The organism is Kitasatospora sp. NPDC088351 (genome assembly GCF_040685575.1).
Lineage (GTDB): Bacteria > Actinomycetota > Actinomycetes > Streptomycetales > Streptomycetaceae > Kitasatospora.
In genome coordinates this window covers 56,753-78,206 of the sequence record NZ_JBFBIL010000021.1, presented here as the reverse complement: position 1 = coordinate 78,206, position 21,454 = coordinate 56,753, and the positions used below count along the sequence as shown (strand labels likewise).

10 protein-coding genes are annotated in these 21,454 nt (G+C 75.4%); 3 read left to right on the top strand and 7 right to left on the bottom strand.

The features are described 5' to 3' along the window. Positions 1-7: 7 nt before the first annotated feature. The 4 genes from AB0P06_RS17445 to AB0P06_RS17430 form a co-directional block, all read right to left on the bottom strand. A complete protein-coding gene (locus AB0P06_RS17445; protein ID WP_363608158.1) occupies positions 8-1,423 on the bottom strand; it encodes an FAD-binding oxidoreductase in 1,416 nt (471 codons plus the stop codon). Between the two features lie 40 nt (positions 1,424-1,463). Next, positions 1,464-5,504, bottom strand: coding sequence for an amino acid adenylation domain-containing protein (locus tag AB0P06_RS17440; protein WP_363608157.1), 4,041 nt, complete (start codon positions 5,502-5,504; stop codon positions 1,464-1,466). A gap of 100 nt (positions 5,505-5,604) precedes the next feature. Further along, a complete protein-coding gene (locus tag AB0P06_RS17435; protein WP_363608156.1) occupies positions 5,605-8,055 on the bottom strand; it encodes a non-ribosomal peptide synthetase in 2,451 nt (816 codons plus the stop codon). A gap of 340 nt (positions 8,056-8,395) precedes the next feature. After that, positions 8,396-14,239 carry a TIR domain-containing protein gene (locus AB0P06_RS17430; protein WP_363608155.1) on the bottom strand — a complete coding sequence of 1,948 codons (5,844 nt, stop codon included), beginning with the start codon at positions 14,237-14,239 and terminating at the stop codon, positions 8,396-8,398. Positions 14,240-14,324: 85 nt separating this feature from the next. Between AB0P06_RS17430 and AB0P06_RS17425 the strand changes: the two genes are divergently transcribed. After that, entirely contained in the window at positions 14,325-15,527 is a 1,203-nt protein-coding gene (locus tag AB0P06_RS17425; protein ID WP_363608154.1) for an SLC13 family permease, read from the top strand. A 37-nt stretch (positions 15,528-15,564) separates the two neighbouring features. Here AB0P06_RS17425 and AB0P06_RS17420 read toward each other — a convergent pair whose 3' ends face one another. The 3 genes from AB0P06_RS17420 to AB0P06_RS17410 form a co-directional block, all read right to left on the bottom strand. Then, the gene (locus AB0P06_RS17420; protein WP_363608153.1) at positions 15,565-16,446 is read right to left on the bottom strand and encodes an inositol monophosphatase; all 882 of its coding nucleotides are present in this window, start codon (positions 16,444-16,446) and stop codon (positions 15,565-15,567) included. Next, entirely contained in the window at positions 16,424-17,098 is a 675-nt protein-coding gene (locus AB0P06_RS17415) for a hypothetical protein (protein ID WP_363608152.1), read from the bottom strand. Before AB0P06_RS17415 ends, AB0P06_RS17420 begins: the two co-directional genes overlap by 23 nt. A 69-nt stretch (positions 17,099-17,167) precedes the next feature. Beyond that, positions 17,168-18,130 (bottom strand): hypothetical protein, encoded by a 963-nt coding sequence (locus tag AB0P06_RS17410; protein ID WP_363608151.1) that lies wholly within the window; start codon positions 18,128-18,130, stop codon positions 17,168-17,170. A gap of 422 nt (positions 18,131-18,552) precedes the next feature. Between AB0P06_RS17410 and AB0P06_RS17405 the strand changes: the two genes are divergently transcribed. Further along, positions 18,553-19,917 (top strand): MFS transporter, encoded by a 1,365-nt coding sequence (locus tag AB0P06_RS17405; RefSeq protein ID WP_363608150.1) that lies wholly within the window; start codon positions 18,553-18,555, stop codon positions 19,915-19,917. A gap of 138 nt (positions 19,918-20,055) precedes the next feature. Then, entirely contained in the window at positions 20,056-21,375 is a 1,320-nt protein-coding gene (locus AB0P06_RS17400) for a non-ribosomal peptide synthetase (protein WP_363608149.1), read from the top strand. The last annotated feature ends 79 nt before the right edge of the window (positions 21,376-21,454 follow it).

Genomic DNA, 21,454 nt, shown 5'->3' with positions numbered 1-21,454 from the left:
CCTCTCTCTAGGCGTGCGGGTGTGCCGCGGGAGGGATGTTCTGGTTGCCGGCCAGGACGTTGTCCGGGTCGTAACGGCGCTTGACGGCCGCCAGCCGCTCGTAGCGGGCCGCGCCGTAGACCTCGGCGACCTTGCCGGGCTTCTCGTCCTGCAGGTAGTTGACGTAGGCGCCGCCGAACTGCCAGTCGGCGAGCCGTTCGACGCCGCGCCGGCTCCACGCCGCGTTCGCCGCGTCCTCGGCCGGATCGGTCCACTGGGCCGACACCGTGCAGATGTAGGGCGCGTCCCGGCGCGGGAAGGCGGAGTCCGCGTCCGGCACGTCGCAGATCGCCCCGCGCAGGTACTCGAAGTCGACGGAGGACCGGGGTGAGGGCATCTCCCTCGCGGATTCGATCAGTTGGCCGACCGGACCGGCGGACAGGCCGGTGAGGTAGCAGGACTTGGTGAAGTAGCGGTTGCCGTGCGGTTCACCGTGGTCGCCCAGCGCCTGCAGCTGCGCGTACGACATCACCCGGGACGCGGTGGCGCCGGGCGCGGCCCGCGCGAACAGCGGCGCGGTGCGCGCCGGACCGAGCTCCTCGGCGCCGAACCAGGCGGCGGTGAGGAACAGCGCGGGCGCGCCCCGCAGTTCGGCCGGGATCCAGTCCTGCCGGCCGGCGTGCTTGAGGGCCCCGACGGCATGCAGATCGGGGCCCTGCGCCTCGGCGAACTCCCGGTAGTCGGCGAGCGCCGCCGCCGCCTCGCTCAGCGGGAAGACACCCGTCCGGTAGGACACCGGGCCGACCGGCCGCAGGCGAAGGGTGAAGCGGGTGACGATGCCGAGGTTCCCGCCGCCGCCGCGCAGGCCCCAGAGCAGTTCGGGATGCTCCTCCTCGGTGGCCTCGACGACCGTGCCGTCGGCGAGCACCACCTCGGCGGCCAGCAGATGATCGCAGGTCAGGCCCCACTTGCGGCCCAGCCAGCCGTACCCTCCGCCCAGGGCCAGACCGCCCAGCCCGGTGTGCGAGACCACGCCCGCCGGACAGGCCAGGCCGTGGGCCAGCGTGGCGGCGTCGAGGTCGCGCAGCAGGCAGCCGCCCTGCGCCCGGGCGATCCGGGCCCCCGGGTCGACGTCGACCCCGCGCATGAGCGACAGGTCGATCATGACGGCGTCGTCGGCGACCGCGGTGCCGGCGACGTTGTGACCGCCGCCGCGCACGGTCACCGCGCGGCCGGTCGCGGCGGCGTACCGCAGTGCGGCACCGACGTCCGCGGCGTTCGAGCAGCGGGCGACGAGGCTCGGCCGGCGCTCGTGCATGCCGTTCCACACCGCACGGACCTCGTCGTACGCCGGGTCGTCCGGTCCGACGAGCCGGCCCTCGAACCGCCGGCGGAGGGAGGATTCGGCGGATTCCCGGTGCACCGGGCCCAGCAGGTCAGTCATGGAGGTCTTCGCCTTCCGGTCTGTCGGTGGGGCTCGGCCGTCAGCGGCGGAGCAGCTCGGCGGTGATGATCTCGGCGATGCGTCCTCGGTGTTCGGCGTCCATCGCCTCTTCGTGCTGGCACGGGAGGTCGTGGTTCTCGAACCCGTCGAGGTAGGGCGACCAGGTCAGCGGAGACGGGCGGGCCGCGCCGCGTTCCAGCGCCGCGGTGAAGAAGACGGTCCGGCCGCGGACGCGGCGGGGCCGGTGCCGCGCGACCAGGCGGCTGCTGTTGACGCCCACGGCGACCAGCCTGGCCATGGTGGCGGGGTCGAGGCCGAGCCGCTCCCGCGCGGCGCGGCGCAGCTCCGTCAGCGCCGCGCGGATGTCGCGCTCCACCTCCTCCCGGCCGACCGCCCCGGGCGCCAGGGTGGCCAGCAGGCTGAACTCGTCCCACTGCTCGGGCGTCGCGAACGACGGGTACGGCCACACCTCGTTCGGGTACGCGTCGACGAGGCAGAGCAGCTCGGTCCCGGCCCCGTCGGCCTGCAGCCGGCCGGCCAGCGCGTGGGCGATGGTGCCCCCGAGCGACCAGCCGAGCAGGCGGTACGGTCCGGCGGGCTGGACCCGGCGGATCTCCGCGAGCATCCGGTCGAGCATCTCGTCCAGGTCCTTCGGGAGCTCCGTACCCGCCGCCAGCCCGGGGGCCTGGAGGCCGTACACGGCGACCTCCGCGGGCAGTCGCTCCGCCAGCGCGGCATAGCTCCAGGCGAGCCCGGTCGCGGGGTGCACGCAGAACAGCGGGCGCGGGCCGGTGCCGGTGCTGGTGCCGGTGCGCAAGGGCAGCAGTACGTCGTAGTCGTCGGGCGCGCCCTGCTGCCGGGCGGCGTCCAGGAGCCCGGCGACGGTGGGCGCCGCGATCAGCGCGCGGACGCCGACCTCCAGGCCCAGCTCCGCCCGGATCCGGCTCAGCAGCCGCATCGCGAGCATCGAGTGCCCGCCCAGGTCGAAGAAGCCGTCCTCGACACCGACCCGGGGCAGGCCCAGCACCTCGGCGAACAGCCCGCACAGGACCTGCTCACGCGGGGTGCGCGGGGGCAGGCCCGCGACGGCCGACGACAGGTCGGGGGCCGGCAGCGCCCGGCGGTCCAGCTTGCCGTTGGCCGTCACCGGCAGCTCGTCCAGCGCCACGAAGAACGACGGGACCATGTACTCCGGCAGCACCCGGGCCACCCGCCGCCGCACCCCGGCCTCGTCCAGCGCCGGGGCCCCCGCCGGCACCACATAGGCGACCAGCCGTTTGTCGCCCGGATGGTCCTCCCGGGCGACCACGAAGGCCTGACGCACCTGCGGATCCTGCTCGACGACCGCCTGGACCTCGCCCGGCTCGATCCGGAAGCCGCGGATCTTCACCTGGTGGTCGACCCGGCCGAGGAACTCCAGCTCGCCGCCGGCGTTCCAGCGCACCAGATCGCCCGTGCGGTACATCCGTTCACCGGCGGCGCCGAACGGATTCGCCACGAACCGCTGGGCGGTCAGGTCCGGCCGGCCCGCGTATCCGCGCGCCAGGCCGGCGCCCCCGACGTACAGCTCGCCCACCGCGCCGGCCGGCAGCAGCTGCAGGAACTCGTCCAGCACGTACGCCCGCGTGTTGCGCAGCAGCCGGCCGATCGCGGCCCGGCCGCGCCGGAACCCGTCGCCCGCGGTGATGACCGAGACCGACACGTCGTCCGAGCACTCGGCCGGGCCGTACACGTTGGCGAGCGGTATTCGGGGGTGCCTCGCGAACCACCGGTCGACGAGGTCGGGCGGGAGCTCCTCGCCGTGCACCAGCATCCACCGGAGCCCCTTGAGCAGGTGCACCGAGGCGTCGTCGAGGTCCCACATGTCCAGGACCGCGCGGAGCACCTGCGGCACGATCTGCAGGACGGTGATGCCCTGTTCGGCGACGCACCGGGCGAGCGCCAGCGGATCGCGGGTGGTGTCCTCGCCGAGGACGTGCACCCGGCCGCCGACGAGCGACATGGTCAGGGCCTGCCACACCGAGACGTCGAAGGTCAGGGGCGCGTTGAAGGCCATCGTGTCGCGCTCGTCCAGGCCGTACAGCTCGGCCACCGCGAGCAGGTGGTTCGACAGGCCGCGGTGCGGAATCAGGACGCCCTTGGGCCGGCCGGTCGAGCCGGAGGTGAAGACGGCGTACGCGAGCCGGTCGGGGCGGGCGCCGGGCTCCGGCGGCTCCCAGGCCCGCGCCTGGTCGGGCGCCCCGTGGCCTGCCTGGCCCGGGGCCGGGTCGAGCGGGAGCAGGGTCAGGCCGGCGGGCCCGCCGGTGGTGATCGACGCCGCCCGCTCGCGCAGTTCCGGCGCGGCCACCAGGAAGCGGGTGGAGCTGTCGGCCAGCATCCGGCGGGCCCGGTCCGCCGGCAGCGTGCCGTCCAGGGCCAGGTATCCGCCCCCGGACCGGAGCACACCGAGCGCGGTGGCGACGAACCAGGCGCTGCGGTCGGAGAGGACCGCGGTGAGCACGTCCGGTCCGCCGCCCGCCGCGGACAGCGCGCGGCCGACCCGGTCGGCGGCCTCGGCGAGATCCCGGTAGGTGTAGCGGACGCCGTCGTCGGAGACGGCGACGGCGTCCGGCCGCTCCGCCGCCCACCGGCGGACCTGCCGGCCGAGATCCACCGCGGCCTCCGCCCGGTCGGGACCGTTCCACCGCACCAGCTGCTGGTGCCGCTCGGCCGCCGACAGCACCGGCAGCTCACGGATGCGCAGCGCCGGATCCCCGGCGACCGCCCCGAGCAGCCGGACCAGCCGGTCGCCGATGCTCCGGACGGTGGCCTCGTCGAAGAGCCCGGTGGCGTACTCGAGGGCGGTGCGCAGCCCCACCGGCTCGCCGTGGCCGTCGCGCCGGTCCTCGAAGTCGACGGAGAGGTCGAACTTGGCGGTGTCCGTCGTCCGGCGCAGGAGGGAGGCCCGCAGGCCGGGCAGGTTCAGTCCGTCGCCCGGACGTCCCTCGGCCAGCGCGATCATCACCTGGAACAGCGGGTGCCGGGACGGCGACCGCCGGGGATTGACCGCCTCGACGACCCGGTCGAACGGCACGTCCTGGTGGGCGTAGGTCTCCAGGTTCGTACGGCGGACGCGGCGCAGCAGCTCCCCGAAGGTGGGGTTGCCGGAGGTGTCGGTGCGCAGTACCAGGGTGTTGACGAAGAGTCCGACCAGGTCGTCCAGCGCCTCGTCGGCGCGGCCGGTCACCGGGGTGCCGAGCGGGATGTCCGGACCGGCCCCGCACCGGGTCAGCACCGTCGCGACGGCGGCCTGGAGCAGCATGAACAGCGTGCACCCGTGCTGCCGCGCCACCGTGAGCAGTCGGGCGTGCAGCCGCGGTTCGACGAGGAGATCGACGGTGCCGCCCCGGCCGTCGCCGGTCCGGTCGGTGCAGGTTTGGCCGTCCGCCACCGGACGCGCCCGGTCGTAGGGGAGGGCCAGCTCCTCGGGCAGTCCCGCCAGGGCCTCGCGCCAGTACCGCAGTTGCTCGCTGACCAGGCTCCCGGGGTCGTCCTCGCCGCCCAGCAGCTCGCGCTGCCACAGGGTGTAGTCGGAGTACTGGACCGGCAGCGGCTCCCAGGCCGGTTCGAGACCGCTGCGCCGGGTGGTGTAGGCGGCGCTCAGGTCGCGCAGCAGCGGGGTCAGCGACCAGCCGTCGCAGACCACGTGGTGCGCGACCAGCACCAGCACGTGCTCGTCGGCGGCCAGGCGGATCAGCCAGGCCCGCAGCGGCAGATCGGCGCCGAGGTCGAACGGCCGCCGGATCACCTCGTCGAGGGCCTCGTCGAGGTGGTTCCGGGTGCGGTCCAGCACGGTCAGGAGCGGGCCGGTGGCCGCCGCGGGCAGCACCCGCTGGTAGGGCTCTCCGTCGCGCTCGCCGAACACCGTCCGCAGGCTCTCGTGCCGCCCGACGACATCGTTCAGCGCCGCCTCCAGGGCCGGAGCGTCCAGTGGGCCGGCCAGCCGTACGATCACCGGCACGTTGTACGTCGAGCCCGGGCCCTCCAGCCGGTCCAGGAACCAGAGACCCTGTTGGGCGAACGACAACGGGAACACGTTCACTCCTCACCATCCTTGGCAACCGGACGCACCACGACCGCGGTCGGGACCGGTGCCACCCGGGTCGTCCCATGAGTTGTCCCGTGAGCCGTCCCGTGAGCCGTCACGACCGGCGGACCAGCTTCGGGCGGGTGACGGCCGAGGCCGGCCCCCGTTCCAGGGCGGCCACCACGCCGGCCACCGTCGGGGCGTCGAGGATCTGCTTCAGTTCGACGGCCGTGCCGGTGACCGCCCGGATCCGGTTCCACAGCCGCATCACGCGCAGCGAGTGCCCGCCCAGGTCGAAGAAGTCGTCGTCGACCGAGACCGAGGGCAGGCCCAGCACCTCCGCGAAGACCGCGGCCACGGTCGTCTCCAGCGGCGTTCGCGGCGCCCGTCGCGGCCGGTCGGACGCCGTGGGGCCGACCGGTTCGAGTGCCGCCAGCGCGGCCCGGTCGACCTTCCCGTTCCGGGTGCGCGGCATCGTGTCGAGCTGCCGGAACGAGGACGGGACCATGTAGTCCGGAAGCAGCTCCAGCAGCGCCGTGCGGAGGTCTGCGCCGTTCAGTGCCGCGTCGGCGGTGACGTAGGCGCAGAGGACGGACAGCCCGCCCGGGCGCCGGCACAGCAGTACGACGGACTCCCGTACCGAGGGCAGTCGGGCCAGCCGGCTCTCCACCTCCGCCAGCTCGACCCGGAAGCCCCGGATCTTGACCTGGGTGTCCGCGCGGCCGAGGCAGTCCAGCAGCCCCTCGGCGGTCCAGCGGGCGCGGTCGCCGGTGCGGTAGAGCCGTTCGGCCGTCGGCCCGGAGCCGCTCAGGAAGAACGAACCGGCGTTCAGATCGGGTCGGTTGAGGTATCCGTCGGTCAGCCCGTCGCCGCCCACGCACAACTCGCCCGGTACGCCGATCGGTTGCGGATGGCCGTCGCGGTTCAGCACCCAGGCCGTGGAGTTGGCGATCGGGCGGCCGATCGGAACCCGTCCGGTGTAGCGGCGGGTGATGCGATGGGCGACGGAGAAGGTGGTGTTCTCCGTCGGGCCGTAGGCGTTGACGAAGACGCTGTCCGGACAGGCGTCCATTGCCTCGGCGACGTGCCGCGCGGACACCGCCTCGCCGCCGACCAGCACCTGGCAGCCGGCGAGTACCGAAGGGTCCTGCTCGACGATCTGGTTGAACAGTGAGGAGGTCAGGAACATGGTGTTGACCCGGTACCGTGAGATCGCGGCGCCGAGGCCGGCCGCGCTCAGGACGGTGCCGTCCGGCACCAGTACGAGGGTGCCGCCGTTGAGCAGCGCGCCCCAGAACTCGAACGTGGTGGCGTCGAAGGCGATCGCGCCGGTCTGCAGGATCCTGGTCTCGGGCGAGAGGTCCACGTAGTCGGTGCCGAGGACCAGCCGGACGACCGCGCGCTGGTTGACGAGCACGCCCTTCGGCCGGCCCGTGGTGCCCGAGGTGTACATCACGTAGGCGGCGTCCGACGGCGAGGCGGCCACGGCGGGCGGCGGGGTTTCGCGCGGTGCGTCATGGGGCTGTGAGAGGTCGAGGACGGCGATGTCCGCCGTCACCGCCGCGTCCTCGGTCAGCAGCAGGGCGGCGCCGCTGTCCGCGAGCAGGAAGTCCCGGCGGGCGGCCGGAACGTCCGGGTCGAGGGGCACGTACGCGGCGCCGAGCCGGAGGATGGCCAGCGCCGCCACCACCAGCCGGGGGGACCTCTCCAGCAGGAACGCGACCCGGCTGTGCCGGCCGACGCCCCGGCGGTGCAGCCGGGCGGACAGCTCCGCTGCTCGCCCCTCCAGTTGACGGTACGTCAGGGATTCGTCCGCGTGGCTGACCGCGATCCGGTCGGGGTGGGCGGCCGCCTGGGCGGCGAAGAGCGGGAAGACCGGGGCGTCCCGCGGATAGTGGCGGCGCGTGTCGTTGAACCCGGCGAGCTGCTCGCGTTCGGCCCCGGTCAGCAGCCGCAGGTCGCCGATGGGCGTGTCCGGCCGGTCGGCGGTCTGCCGCAGCAGGTGGGCCAGATGACCGAGCAGCCGGTCGGCGAAGGCCGCGTCGTGGACGTGGTCGTGGCAGTCGGCGTGCAGCGTGATCCCGTCGGCGGTGATCTCGCCGGAGACCACCAGGTCGGCTCCGTACCTGCCGTCGGCGGGCCCGTCCAGGACGCAGAGCAGCTTCGGCGGTACGGCGTCCGCCGGGCGCGGGGCGGCGGTGAGCCCGGCGAGCCCGGCCACCACCGTCCGGCGGTGCCGGGCCGCCGTCAGGGCGGACGGCATCGAGCCGACCAGCGACGCGGTGGGCTCCTGGGCCGGCCAGGAGGCCCGCCGGACGCCGATCCGGAACGCGGTGCCGTCGCTGTACTTCCGGGCGAGGATCAGCAGCGCCGCGAGGACGGCCTCGTCCGCCCGGTCGCCGAGCGCCGCCGCAAGGTCGGCGGTCAGCCGGCTCGACCGCCGCAGCGTCCCGCAGTTCCGCCGGGAGCACGAACCGCCGAAGGGGAACGCGGACGGGACGTCGGCCTCGCCCGGAGGAAGCTCTCCACCCTGGTGCGCTGGTGCGCCGTCCAGCGGATCCGTCATCACCGAAACCCCTTTCTCGCCAAGCGCGACAGGGCGCACGAGTCCGCCCGGAGCACCCGCGCACGCAGGGTCCGACGGCCTCGGGCCATCAGGACGGCACGGCCCGCCGACGCCCCACTGGTCGTCAACGATAGGTGGCGGGGCCGCTCAGCAGCGGCAGAACTCTCGGCACAACACCGGCAGTTGGATCACCCCGGCGGACGGCCGGACGGGCCGGGGGAGGCCGCGCCTCGGCCCCCGGACGGCAGCGCGTGCCCGGCGCTCCCCGCCGGGCACGCGAAGTCCTGGCTCTACCAGGGCTTGCCAGACAGGTCTCAGCCGCGGAGCCCGGTGCCCGGTGTCACAGCTCCGCCTCCGGCGGCAGCCGGCGGACGCCCGGGAGGTGGGTGTCGAGTTCACCCGGCTCGAAGCGGCACATCCCGACGGCGTGCCAGAACTCGCCGACGACGTCGCCCTCGTACTTGTAGGCGCCGGACGGCAGAAGGGCCGCCCAGCCGGCCGGGGCCCCGAGCAGGATGGCCCGCGCGGTGGGCGGGCCGGCGTCCGGCACGTTCCACAGGCGTACGGTGCCGTCCTCGCCGCCGCTGGCCAGCAGCGAGCCGTCCGGGCTGAACGTCACCGCCAGGATCCGGCCGGTATGGCCGCGCAGCTCGCCGAGGCCCTGCCCGGTGAGCGGATCCCAGAGCCGGACGACGCGGTCGTCCCCGGCGGTGGCGAGCAGCGGCCGCCGGGGGTGGACGGCGGCGGTCCAGAGCCGGCCGGCGTGGCCGTGCAGCACGTGCCGGGCGGCGCCGTCGGCCCAGACCACGGCCCGGCCGTCCCAGGAGACGCTGGCCAGCCAGGAGTCGTCGGGGGCGTACGCCACCGTGTACACCCGGTCGCCGTGCGCGGTGAGCTGGGACTCGACCCGGCCGGCCGCGATGTCCCAGATCCGGACCCCGCTGTCGTCGCAGCCGGTGGCCAGCCGGCGCCCGTCCGAGCTGAACGCGATCGAGCGCACCCGGCCGCGGTGCTCCCGCAGGGTGGTGAGGTGCGCGCCGGTGCTGCGGTACCAGATGCGGACCGTGTCGTCGTCGTTCGCGGTGGCCACGAAGACGCCGTCGGCGCTGAACGCCTCCGCCCAGACGTGTTCCGTCTCGACGTCCATCTCCCGCAGGTACTCGCCGGTCAGGGCGTTCCACAGATACAGGTCGCCGTCGTTGCTGGCGGTGGCGAGGACCGGTCCGGCCGGGCTGAACCGCGCGGAGACCAGCCGGCTGCTCCGGCCGGAGAGCTCCCTGGTCCGGCGGCCGGTGGCGGGCTCCCACATCCGGACCACGCCGTCGTTGCCGCCGGCCGCCAGCATGGTGCCGTCGCCGCTGAACGACAGCGAGCCGATCCGCCGGCCGTGGCCGCGCAGCAGGTGCCGGCCGCGGCCGGAGGAAGGGTCCCAGAGGCGGACCGCGCCGTCGTTGCCGCCGGTCACCAGCAGCGCGTCGGCCTCGCCGCCGCCCGGGGCGGCCGGATCGCCGGCGGGCCGGAACCGGCAGGCCCACACCGAGCCCCGGTGCTCGGGGGGCTGGCGGCGCAGGGCCGTCACCTCGTGTCCGCCGGCGGTCGCGGGGCCGACCCGCCAGACCCGGACCACGCCGTCGCTGTCGCCGGCCGCGAGCCGGGTGCCGTCGGGCGCGAAGGCGACCTGGTACACCGCGCCGGTGCAGCCCTCCAGCCGGCCGGCCGGGGTGCCGTCGAGGGGGTTCCAGAGGCTGATCCGCCCGGTGGTGTCACCGCTGGCGAGCAGGGTGCCGTCGGGGTGGAAGGCCAGCGTGTAGACCCGGCCGCCGTGGCCGCTGAGGGCGTGCCGCAGCCGCCGGCCGGCGACGTCCCAGATCCGGACCGTCCCGCCCGGGCCGCCGTCGGCGCCCGCGTCGCCGGTGGCCAGCAGGGTGCCGTCCGGGCTGAATTGGGCGCGGAACACGGTGCTCTGATGGCCGGCCAGCTCGGCGACGCGCTGCCCGCGGCCGGTGTCCCAGAGCCGGACGCCGCCGGCCCGGTCGCCGGTGACCAGCAGGGAGCCGTCCGGGCTGAACACCGCCGTGTAGACCGGCGCGGCGTGGCCGGGCAGCCGGTGCAGCGGCCGGCCGGTCTCCGTGGACCAGAGGGTGACGGTGCCCTCGGCGTCGCCGGTGGCGAGCAGCGCGCCCGCCGGCCCGAGCGAGACCGGCCAGACCCCGCCGGGGTGGACGTCGAGGCGGTGCCGGCACTCCCCGGACACCGGGTCCCAGAGCCGTACGGTGCCGTCGGCGCTGCCGGTGGCGAGCACCGGCCCGGCGAACTTCACCGCGTAGACCCGGCCGATGTGGTCCTTGAGCGTGCGCAGGGCGACGCCCGTGACGGCGTCGCAGACCAGCACGCTGCCGTCGTCGCTGCCCACGGCGAGCAGCTGGCCGTCGGCGCTGAAGGCGACCGGCTCGGGCAGCCGGGTGGTGCGGACGTCGAAGCCGTAGGGGACGCCGACCTCCGACGGCCGGAAGCCGGCCTCGACCGGCAGCCCGGGCGCGATCGCCGCCGCGCGCAGCTCGGGGGCGGCCAGCACCGCCGGGTCGGTGACGGCGGAGATCAGGGCGGCCCGCTGCCAGTGGCTGCCCTGGAGGCGGGCACCGCGCAGGTCGGTGCGGATCAGCCGGGCGCCGCGCAGGTCGGCGTCGCGCAGGTCGGCGCCGGTGAGGTCGGCCGCGTCCAGCCGGGCGCCGGACAGCCGGGCGCCGCGCAGCGAGGCCCCGGCGAGGTTGGCGCCGATCAGCCGGGCGTCGGTGAGGTCGGCCCGGCCGAGGTCGACGCCGGAGAGGTCCCGGTGGGAGAGGTCCTCGCCGGCCAGGCCGGCCCCGCGCAGGTCGGTGTGGGCGGGCACCCTGAGCCGGGCCAGCACCTTCACGGCGTTGAGCCGCGCGGTCTCGTCGGCGGGGGCGGTGCCGTCCAGGACGTCCTGCGCCCACTGCTGGCAGACCCGGTGGTCGGCGAGGTCGCAGAGGAACTCCACCGCCAGCCGGCTGAGCGGCCGCCGGGCGAGCAGGTCGGGTTCGCCCCGCCCGAGGCCGGCCGCCGCCGCGCGGGCCACCAGCCACTCCACCACCGAGCCGTGGATGAACTGGAACACGCCGTCGTCGGTCCGGACCAGCAGGGAGCCCGAGCCGACCGCGTGCGCGGCCTGCGGGGCGGGCAGCCTGCTCTCCGCCAGGCCGGTCAGCACGCTTGAGACGTCGAGCAGTTCGTCGTACGGCATGGCGTTGCGGCCGCTCTCCCACAGGCGCAGCGCGAGCGCGGTGACCGCCTCCCACAGCTGGTCGAGGTCGAGTCCGGGCGCGGCGCCCGGGCCGCCGTGGCCGCGCTGCTCCTCGAACCGCAGCCAGGCGGTGAAGACCTCCTGGTAGAGGCCGGCGGCGCTGAGCGCCCGACCGGCTCCCGCGACGGCCCGCAGCCGGTCGTGGTCGAGGTCGGCGACGAAGCTCAGCAACCGGGGGTTGCGGCAGAGGGCGAGCAGGTCGGGAATGGCCTGGAGCAGCCGAAGCCGGCGGTCGGCGGCGGTCCCGTCGCCGTAGCGGTTGGCCAGATAGCTGCGGATCTGACCGGTGGTGAAGTCCTGGACGGCGAGCAGCCGACGCTGCGGGAGCAGGCCGACCCGCTCGCCGAGCGCGGTGAGCACCTGCTCCTGGGAGCTGAAGTGCTGGGTGCGGCTGCTGACCACGATCTTGGCGCTGTCCACGGCGGCGTCCAGGAGCACCTGGAGGTGGTCGGCGGCCCGTTCGTAGCTGACGCGGTTCAGCAACTCGTCGAAGCCGTCGAACAGCAGGACGATCCGGCCCTGCCTGAGCATGTAGCGGAAGGCCCGCAGATCGATGGTGTCGATGCCGTGGGCGGTCAGGTGGGCCGCCACCAGACCGTCGAAGGAGTGTGCCCGGTCCAGGGTGCTGAGGTTGATGAACAGTGGTGTCAGATGGGGGAGTTCGGCCGGGATGCGGCGGGCCAGCTCGTGCAGGGCGAAGGTCTTGCCGTGCCCGAAGTCGCCCAGCAGGAGCAGGAACCGGCCGTGGTCGGAGTCGAGCAGCCGCAGCATCTCGTCGACCAGGCCGTCGCGTTCCTCGCCGCCGGGGCGCTCGGCCTCGCGGTAGCGCTGCGGCAGATAGAGGCCGGGCGGGTACTGGCCGTCGGCGCGCAGCCGCTCGGTCTGGGCGGCCACGTAGCCCCGCAGGTCGAGCAGGCCCTGGAACTCGGTGAAGCTGCGCAGCCGGACGCCGCGGCGCCGGGCCCGGTCGCGCAGCTCGCGCGCGGGCGGCGGGCCGTCGTGGACGAGTTCGGCGTCCGGGTCGGTGCCGGCGGCGTGCACCTCGTCGACGAAGCGGTCGACGTCCTCGACCGTGGGGGTGTGCGCGCAGACGGCGACCCGCTGCTGCCGGACGAACCCCGACTCCGTCCAGGTGACGAGCAGTTGGGGCGGCGAGCCGGGGACGGTGCGCAGCTGGGCGCCCTCGTGGCGGGTCCGGCAGACCTCGGCGACCCGGGCCAGCAGGGCGTCGAGCGCGGAGGCCAGCCGCCGGGGCTCGGGTTCCGCCTCGGTGGGTGGTCCGGCATCGTCCGGCGGCTGCGGCGGGGCGGTGGCCCCGGCCGGGTCGGGCGGCTGCGGGAAGGCACGGTGGGCCCGGTGCCAGTCGGCGGTCAGCCGCTGGGGTCCGGCGTCCGGGGCCGCCCAGTGGGTGAGGCCGTCGCGGGTGAGCCGGAGCAACTGGTGCGTGCCGGGGGCGGCGGCGCCGGCCACGCGCACCTCGCCGACGGAGGTGGGCAGGCTCTGGAGCGCCGTCCGTCCGGCGGCCGGGCCGTGCAGCAGCAGATGCAGCCGGGGCGCGGTCAGCCGGGTGAAGCGGTCGAGGTCCCTGAGCGGTTCGAGGTCCTGTCCGCCGCGGCCCGGGCGGGCGGCCGCGGGCCGGGTGAGGACCGGGTGGCGCACCGCGCCGATCCGCAGCCAGCCCTCCGCCTCGTACGGGCGCAGCGCCTGCGCGAACCAGGCCGCCTGCTCGGGGCCGAGCCAGCCGTACCGGTCGTCGGCCCGGTGGCTGTAGGCCATCGAGGAGTTCAGGCCCGCGATCACCGTGCCGAGTTCGGGGACGGGGAAGAGCGTCCACGGCTGGGCGCTGTCGAAGACGACGTCCAGGCCCTGGTAGAACTCCTGGAACAGCCGGGCGTAGTGGCGCCACTTGGGCCAGTAGGGCGGGGTGGGCCGCAGTTCGTCGGCCTCGCAGGTGCTGAAGTAGGCGCGCGAGGCCGCCTGGCTGACGTCCTGGCCGCCGGGCACGATCGCCACCCGGTGGGGTTCCAGGCCGAGCAGGGCGCGCAGGCCGGTCAGGAAGGCGAGCGCCTGCTCGCACTCGCGGGGGCTGCCGGAGGCGGTCAGATCGCCGGTGACGACGACCAGTTCGGGGGCCGGGGCGCCGGCGTCGGCGAGCTCCACCAGGTCGCCCCAGATGGCGGCCTGGAGGTCCACCGGGTCGTGGCCGCGGCCGAACGAGGGACCGGCCACATGGAGGAAGGTGACCGCCTCGCGCCCGCCCGCGCCGGCGGCCGCGACCGGGTACTCGGGCTGGACGGAGGGCCTGCGCCGGCCGGCCCAGCCGGTACCGCCGACCGGTCTGAGCGGCGGCAGCGCGGCGGGTGACGGGCCGCCGGGGGCGCCGCCGCCCGGGTAACCCGGCCGCAGCTCCGGGCGGGCCCGGCCGTCCAGCGCCTGGGTGACCCTGGTGAGCAGCAGCTGCCGGGCGCGCGCGGGTTCGGTGACGCCCACCAGGTCGATGTAGGTGAGGGTGGCGAGCAGACCGTCCACCGGGATGTCCTCGATCCGGACGGTCAGCAGCCTGCGCTCCGGCGCGTCGGGGTCGGCGCGCAGGGCGGCCTGCCACTCCATCCGGCCGTAGCGCGAGCGTTCGTAGTTGCGCGAGAGCAGGGCGATGACGGCGGCGGACTCGGTGACGCCCCGGTCCATGAAGTCGACGAAGTTGGTCCCGGGGACGAAGTCCCACGCCTGGAGGAAGGCCCGGTAGCCGGCCTCCTCCAGCGTCCAGGCGATCCAGGCCGCCCAGCGTTCGTCGGCCGGCGAGTAGCTGATGAAGAAGTCCATCGGTCCGGGTTCACCCGGGATCGCGTCAAGAGCCGCCATGGGCACAGACTATGACCAATCGGCCGCCCTTACACCAGGTTCGGCGCTCTCGACCAATGTCCGCTCGTGTGCGACCCTGACCCCCGTGTTCGCCTACCCCGTTGCCGTCAGACGCCTTCATCCGCTGGACTGGGTGGCCGCGGGGCTGCTCGCCTGCGGGTTGCTCTGCCTCGCCACCGGCCTGCTCCCGACCGCGGCGGCCGGGTCGGCGCTCTCCCGGATCGCGCCGCTGCTGGCCTTTCTCGGCACGGTCATCGTGCTCGCCGAACTCACCAGTGCCGCCGAGGTGTTCGACGTCGTGGCGGCGGGCGTGGCGCGGGCCGGCCGGGGCAGCTACCCGCTGCTGTTCCTGCTCTGTGTGGCCTTCGCCGCCGTCACCACCGTCACCCTCAACCTGGACACCACGGCCGTCCTGCTGACCCCGGTGATGCTGGCCCTGGCCTCCCGGGTGGGGATCGCGCCGCTGCCCCTGGCGATGACCACGGTCTGGCTGGCCAACACCGCGAGCCTGCTGCTGCCGGTGTCGAACCTGACCAACCTGCTGGCGGCCGAGCGGGTCGCGCTGTCGCCGTCCGGGCTGGCCCGGGTGATGTGGGCGCCGCAACTGGCCTCCGTCCTGGTCACCATGGTCTGTCTCTGGCTGTTCTACTGGCGGCGCGGCCGCCGGGGCGCGGCCGACTACCTGCCGCCGCCGGCCCACCGGCCGGCGGACCGGGTGCTGTTCGGGATCTGCGGGCTGGCCTGCGCGGGCTTCCTGCTGTCGACCCTGCTGGCCGACCTCCCGCTCTGGGCGGCCTCGGGGGTGGCCGCGGCCGTCGCGGTGCTGGCCTTCGCGGTGCGGCGGCCGGCGGCGCTGCGGACCTCCCTGGTGCCGTGGCGGCTGCTGGTGATGGTGCCGGGGATGTTCCTGGTGGTGCAGACGGTGGACGCGCACGGGCTGCACCGGGTGCTGGCCGGGGCGATCGGGACGGACGGCGGGGTGGTCGGGATGTTCCGGGCCTCGGCGGTCGGCGCGGGCCTGGCCAACCTGCTCAACAACCTGCCGGTGTACCTGGCCGGGGAGGCCGCCGTCCCGGCCGGCAACCACCAGCAGCTGCTGGCGCTGCTGATCGGGACCAACGTCGGTCCGCTGGTGGCGCCGTGGGCCTCCCTCGCGACCCTGCTCTGGTACGAGCGGTGCCGCGCGCACGGCCTGCGGGTGCCGCTGCGGAGCGTGGCCGGGACCGGCGCCGTGCTGGCGGCCGGCGCGGTGCTGCTGGCGACCGGCGCTCTCGCCGTCGCCAACTGACCTCGCGGCCCGGCGGCTCCGGTCGGCCCTGCTCCGGTCAGCCCTGGTCCGGTCGGTTCTGGTCCGGGGCGGCCGTGCGGGCCACCAGGTCCAGCAGGTACGGGATCACCTCGGGCCGCCCCGCGACGAAGCTGCGCGCGGTCTCCGGCTGCCCGATCCGGGGGCTGAATCCGGTGCCGTCCAGCCCCAGGACCACCAGGCCGGCCTCCGCCGCGAGCAGGTATCCGGCGGGCAGGTCGATCTCCTCCGCCCGGTAGCCGACGAAACCGTCGATGTCCCCGCGGGCCAGCATCGACCAGGTGAGGAGCGGTGCCCAGAGCTGGAGCAGCCGCCGCGAGCCCGTCTCCAGCTCCGCCTTCAGCGACCGGACCACCGGATCGCCGGCCGGCACCCCGTGCCCCTGGGTCCAGCCGAGCAGCGGTCTGGGCGCGGCGACCGGACCGGCCGCCGGCCGCAGCGGCCCGCCCGGGCCGAACGCGCCGCCGCCGCGCACCGCCCGCCAGGTCCGACCGGCCACCGGGTCGTGGACGACGCCGAGGACGGGCAGGTCGTCGACGCAGAGCGCGATGCCCACCACATAGGCGGGCAGACCGATCACCACGTTGTTGCTCCCGTCGAGCGGGTCCACCAGCCAGGTCCGGCCGGAGGGCGGGCCTTCCTTCCGTCCGTCGGTCCGGCCGCCCTCCTCGGCGACGATCAGGTCGTCGGGGAAGGACTCGGCGAGCCGCCGGGTGACCAGGGCCTCGGCCAGCAGGTCGAGTTCGGTGACCACATCGCCGTCCGCGCCCTTCGGCCGGACGCCGAAGTCCCGCCGGAAGCGGCGCCGCAGCAGCGTGCCGGCCTCCTCGGCGGCCTTCACCGCGATCCGGCACTCGAACGAGAGATCGGGTGCGGGGTCATTCGGCCGGAGCGTGTTCACTGATCCTCCTGGCTGTCTCGCCGGCGATTCGAACCGTCTGGGCGACGCTGCAGAGCCGGCGCACCACCCGGTGGGCGGGGCCGTCGACCGGCCCCAGGACGATGTCCACCGGCCCGGGCACGGACCGCCCCAGGAGCAGGGTGGCGGCCGGTGCGCCGCCCGGCAACAGGGTCGCGTGGAAGTCACCCGCCGGCAGCGTGTACGTCTCGCCGCGCGCGCTGGTCCGCTCCTCGCCGGGCTCCCAGCGCACCAGCCGGGGGGTGGGCCGGATCTCGTCCGTCCCCGCCGCGCTGTGCACCTCGAACGCGCGGTGCGTCGGCCGCCGCGGCTCGTCGAACACCCCGATCCGCAGGTTGCCGACCCGGCCGTAGAGCACGCTGCTCGTCAACTCCCAGCTGTGGCAGTGGATCTGCTGGGGGTCGGCGGCCCGGCGCGGGTCCTGCGGGGCGCGGCCGAAGACGTGCACGCACACCCCGTGCGCCCCCTCGCGCAGGACCGGCAGGCAGTAGAACCCGAGCGGGTGGGCCACCGCGCGCAGGGCCAGCGCCCCCGAGGCGACGTCCGCCAGGATCCCGCGGACCAGCCCCTCCAGTCCGGGGGCCGCCCGGTCGCGGCCGGTGGCCCGGTCGAGCGTGGTGAAGAGGTCCTCCATCGTCTCCTGCCTTCGAGGGCTGGGGCTTGTCCGACAGTTCGCGGCGCGGCGGGAATTGTCAGACAAGCCCTACCTGCGGTAGGGGTTCTCCGCGCGCAGCGCCCGGTCGATGATGTCGCTGACGTCCCGGTCGGCGAAGGCCGCGGGGAGCGGGAGCCGGAGCTGCTCGAAGAGGCGCCGGGCCTCGTCGACGGTCGGGTCGTCGCTGAGCGGCTCGGTGTCCCGCAGGTCGAGCTTGACGGCCTGCTCCCGGTAGTGGTGCAGCTCGGTGAGGTAGTAGTCGTACAGGGGACGGCCGCGCTCCACGTACAGGCTGACCCGGCGCGGATCGTCCTGGGTGATGATCAGGCACGAGGCGGAGAGGTCGAAGCGCAGCGTCGGGACGACGGCGGAGAGGTGGACGTCGATCTCCAGGGTGTCGAGCCGCTGCCGGTACCAGCACGCGGCGAACACCGTGGCGTACGACTCCTTGCGGGTGCGCTCCACGCTCCAGCCGTCGGCGGGCAGGACCTCCGGCCGGTGGCCGAAGGTCTGCCGGAACCGCGCGTAGGAGGCGCAGGCCCGCTCGTCTCCGGGGTGCACGATGTCGATCTTGACGGTGAGGGAACGGCGCCTGCGCTGCGCCTCGCGCACGCACTCGGGCAGGGTGACGGCCCGCAGGTAGGTGCCGGTGCCGCCCTTGAACACCCAGCGGTCGGTGTCCTGTCGCGCCAGCTCCAGGGCCCGTTCGAGGTCCACGCCGGCCAGCTCGCGCACCGAGGCCAGGCTGTCCAGCGCCTGCCTGGCGCCGGCCGTCGCCTCCCGGATGTCGGTGATCCGCCGCTTGCGCTCGGCCAGCGATCCGTAGACCACCGCCGCCAGCACCAGCAGGGTGGCCCCGGAGACGACGTTGTCGTCGATGGCGCCCCCGAGCATGTCGAGGAGTCCGACGACCAGGGCGCCGCAGAAGGCGATCACACCGTCCGAGTTCCTGAGCGCCCAGGCGACCGCGGCCTCCAGTCGCCATCCGGGCTCCCCGTCTCCGCGTGCCACCGGCGCCACCTCCTCCGACCACCAACATGGTAGGTCGGGGAGGCAGTTGACGGCCAGACAGCCGCACGTTCGGGATGCGGCCGGGGGCGCTCGCGCGGGCGTGCGCCGGTATCACGGCAGCGCCAGCGGAGGATGATGCTCCGTCAGGGATTCACCGGATCCGGCCAAGTTGCGGGAGTGTGTCCGGTGGCGTGAACACACATGTCCGAATATCGGACCCGCTGTTGGGCGTCGGGCCGTTTCCTTTGCCAAGTCATGACCTTGCTGGTCCCGGCGGCGCGGACGGCCCCGGTGGGGCGGCTGGGGCGGAGGCGACCCCTGGGGCAGCTGGGGACGGTGGCGCGATCCGGCCGTTCCGGGAGGCGTCCGGAAACATTCCCGCCGGTTGCTCCGTATCGGATCCGTCACCGAGAGTCGTACTGATGAACGACATTCCTCGTCGTCCGGCACGGGACCGCCTGCTGGGCCACCGCGACTTCCGCCTCCTGCTCTCCGGCGCCGCCGCCGCCCAGGTGGGCAGCCAGGTGACCCTGGTCGCGCTCCCGCTGGCGGCGGTCCTGGAGCTGGACGCCACACCGTTCCAGGTCGGTCTGCTGACCGCCGCCGAGACCGCCGCCTTCCTGCTGGTCGGCCTGCCCGCGGGCGCCTGGCTCGACCGGACGCGCAAACGGCCCGTACTGATCCGCGCGGACGTGGTGCGCTGCCTCGCCGTCGGGTCGATCCCGGCGGCCGCCGCGCTCGGCGTGCTGACGATGACCCAGCTCTACCTGGTGGCCCTGGTCACCGGGGTGGCCACGGTCTTCTTCGACGTGGCCCACCAGTCCTTCCTGCCCGCGCTGCTCCCGCGCGAGCACCTGGTCGGCGGCAACGGGGCGATCGAGACCGTCCGCTCCTCCGCCCAGGTGGCCGGCCCAGGACTGGGCGGCGGGCTGGTCCAGCTGCTCGGCGCGCCGCTCGCGATCGCCGCGGACGCGGTCGGCTACCTGGCCTCGGCGGTGCTGCTGTCCGGTATCCGGACCGAGGAACCCGCGCCCCGGCCGGTGCCCGGGCGGTCGCTGCGCGCGGAGGTCGCCGAAGGCGTCCGGTTCGTGCTGCGGCACCCGCTGCTGCGGGCGATCGCCACCGCCACCGCCGTCTCCAACCTCTTCGGCGCCGTGCTGATGGCCGTTCAGACCGTCTTCTGGGTCAGGGTGCTGGAGCTCTCGCCCGCCGCCATCGGCGCGCTGCTCTCGGTCTCGGCCGTCGGCGGCCTGGCCGGCGCGCTGTGCGCGGGGTGGCTGGCCGGGCGGGTCGGCCAGGCCCGGCTGATCTGGCTCTCGGCGGTTGCCACGGCGCCGTTCGCGATGCTCTGGCCGCTGTCCGGCGGGGGAGCGGGGGCGGTGCTGTTCGGGCTGGGCTCGGGGGTGGTGCTGTTCGGCGCGGTGGTCTACAACGTCGCCCAGGTGAGCTTCCGCCAGAGCGTCTGCCCGCCCGAGCTGCTCGGCCGGATGAACGCCACCATGCGCTTCCTGGTCTGGGGCACCCTGCCGCTGGGCGCCCTGGCCGGGGGCGCCGTCGCCGCCGCGGCCGGGCCGCGGACGGCCCTCTGGGTCTGCGCCGTCGGGTTCCTGGCCGTCCCGGTGCCGCTGCTGCTGTCGCCGCTGCGCGGCCTGCGGGAGCTGCCGACCGGTGGGGCGGACGGGGCGGGGCCGGCGGATTCCGGGGCGGCCGGGCCCGAGACCGGGCCGGTGGCCGAGACCGTGGCCGGGCCGGCGACCGGCGCCGACGGGGCGGGACCTGCCCACTGACCACGTTCACCGGCCACATCCGCTGAGCCGCCCGCCCGCCGACTCCGACCGGCCGCGTGCCGCCGGACGGCCCGGTGGCCGCCCCGACACGCCTTTACACGCCCCGACACGCCTCGAACCGAAAGCGGGCACCCTTCCGTGCAGCCCAGCATCACCGCCGCCTACCTCGCCCGGTACCGGTCCGTCGCCGCCTCCGGCGGGCCGGCCGGCCTGCTTCCGCTCACCGGAGCCCAGCGCCGCTTCCTGATCTCCCGCCGGCTCGACCCGCAGGGCCGCCCGGACGTCGTGCCGCTGTTCTTCGGCTATCCGCGCGGCGCCGTGGACCTGCCCCGGCTGCGCCGTGCCGCCACCCGGCTGGCGTCCCGCCACCCGGCGCTTCGCGGCGGCTTCGCGACCGTCCGCGGCACGCCCGTGCTGCGGCTCGGCGAACCGTCCGTCGAGGTGGCCCGGGTGACGGTCGGGCCCGGCGACACGGCGCGGGAGGCGCTGCGCCGCGCCCTGCTCGACTGGCCGGCCGACGGGCCGGCGCTGCGCCTGCTGCTCGCGGCCGGGCCGGACGACGACGAGGAACTGCTGGCGCTCGCGCTGGACCACGCGGTCTGTGACGAACAGTCGCTCGGCCTCGCCACGGCGGAACTCGGCGCGGCCTACACGGCGGACGGCGCGGCGGTCACAGCGGCCACGGAGACCGCGGAGGACGGGCGGCTGTCCGGGCCGGGGCCGGCCGCCGACGGCCTGGCCGCCTACCGGGAGGCGGTGGAGCTTCAGCTGGCCGCCGAGGCCGCCGCCGCGAGCCCCGCCGCGCACGCCCACTGGGCCGCCCGGCTCGGCGGACTGAGCGGCGGCCCGGCGCCCTGCGGCGCGGCGCCGCGCCCCACCGGCATGGTCGTCCACCGGCTGCCCGCCGTGACCGGCGCGGCCCGCGCCGCGCTCTTCCCCGCCCTGCTGGACGCCGTCTCGGTCGCCGCGCACCGGGCGTTCCGCCCGGACCGCGCGCTCGCGCTCGGCTACCCGTGGGGCGGCCGTCCGCCCGGTGCGCCGCCGGTCCTCGGCTGCTTCCTGAACACCCTGGTGCACCCGGCCGCCGCCGGAACGGCCGGCGACCTCGGCGCGCTCGGCGCCGCCTGGTGGGACGACCTCGACCACGCCGACACCCCGTTCGACGAGCTGGTGCGCGCCGTCCGGTCCGCCGGGGCGCCCTGGACGGGAGCCCTGGACGCGGCGCTGACCTTCGAGGACCTGGACCGGCGCCCGCCGCTGGTGCTCGCCGGGACGGCGGGCCGGGAGACCCACCTGGCCGGGCGGCCGCTCGCCGCCCCGCTCGCGGTCTCGGCCTCGCACGGGGACGACCTGCTGGTCCGCCTCGCCTGGGACCGCGACCGTTGCCCGGACGCCGCCGCCGAGGCCGCGTTCGAGGCGCTGCTGTCCACGCTCCGCCACCACCTGGGCGCCGCCTGAGCCCACCCGGGCGCGCCCGCCTCCCTCCGACCCTCCGTCCGCCCGCGACCACCGTCCGCCCGAACCACCGGTGTCCGGC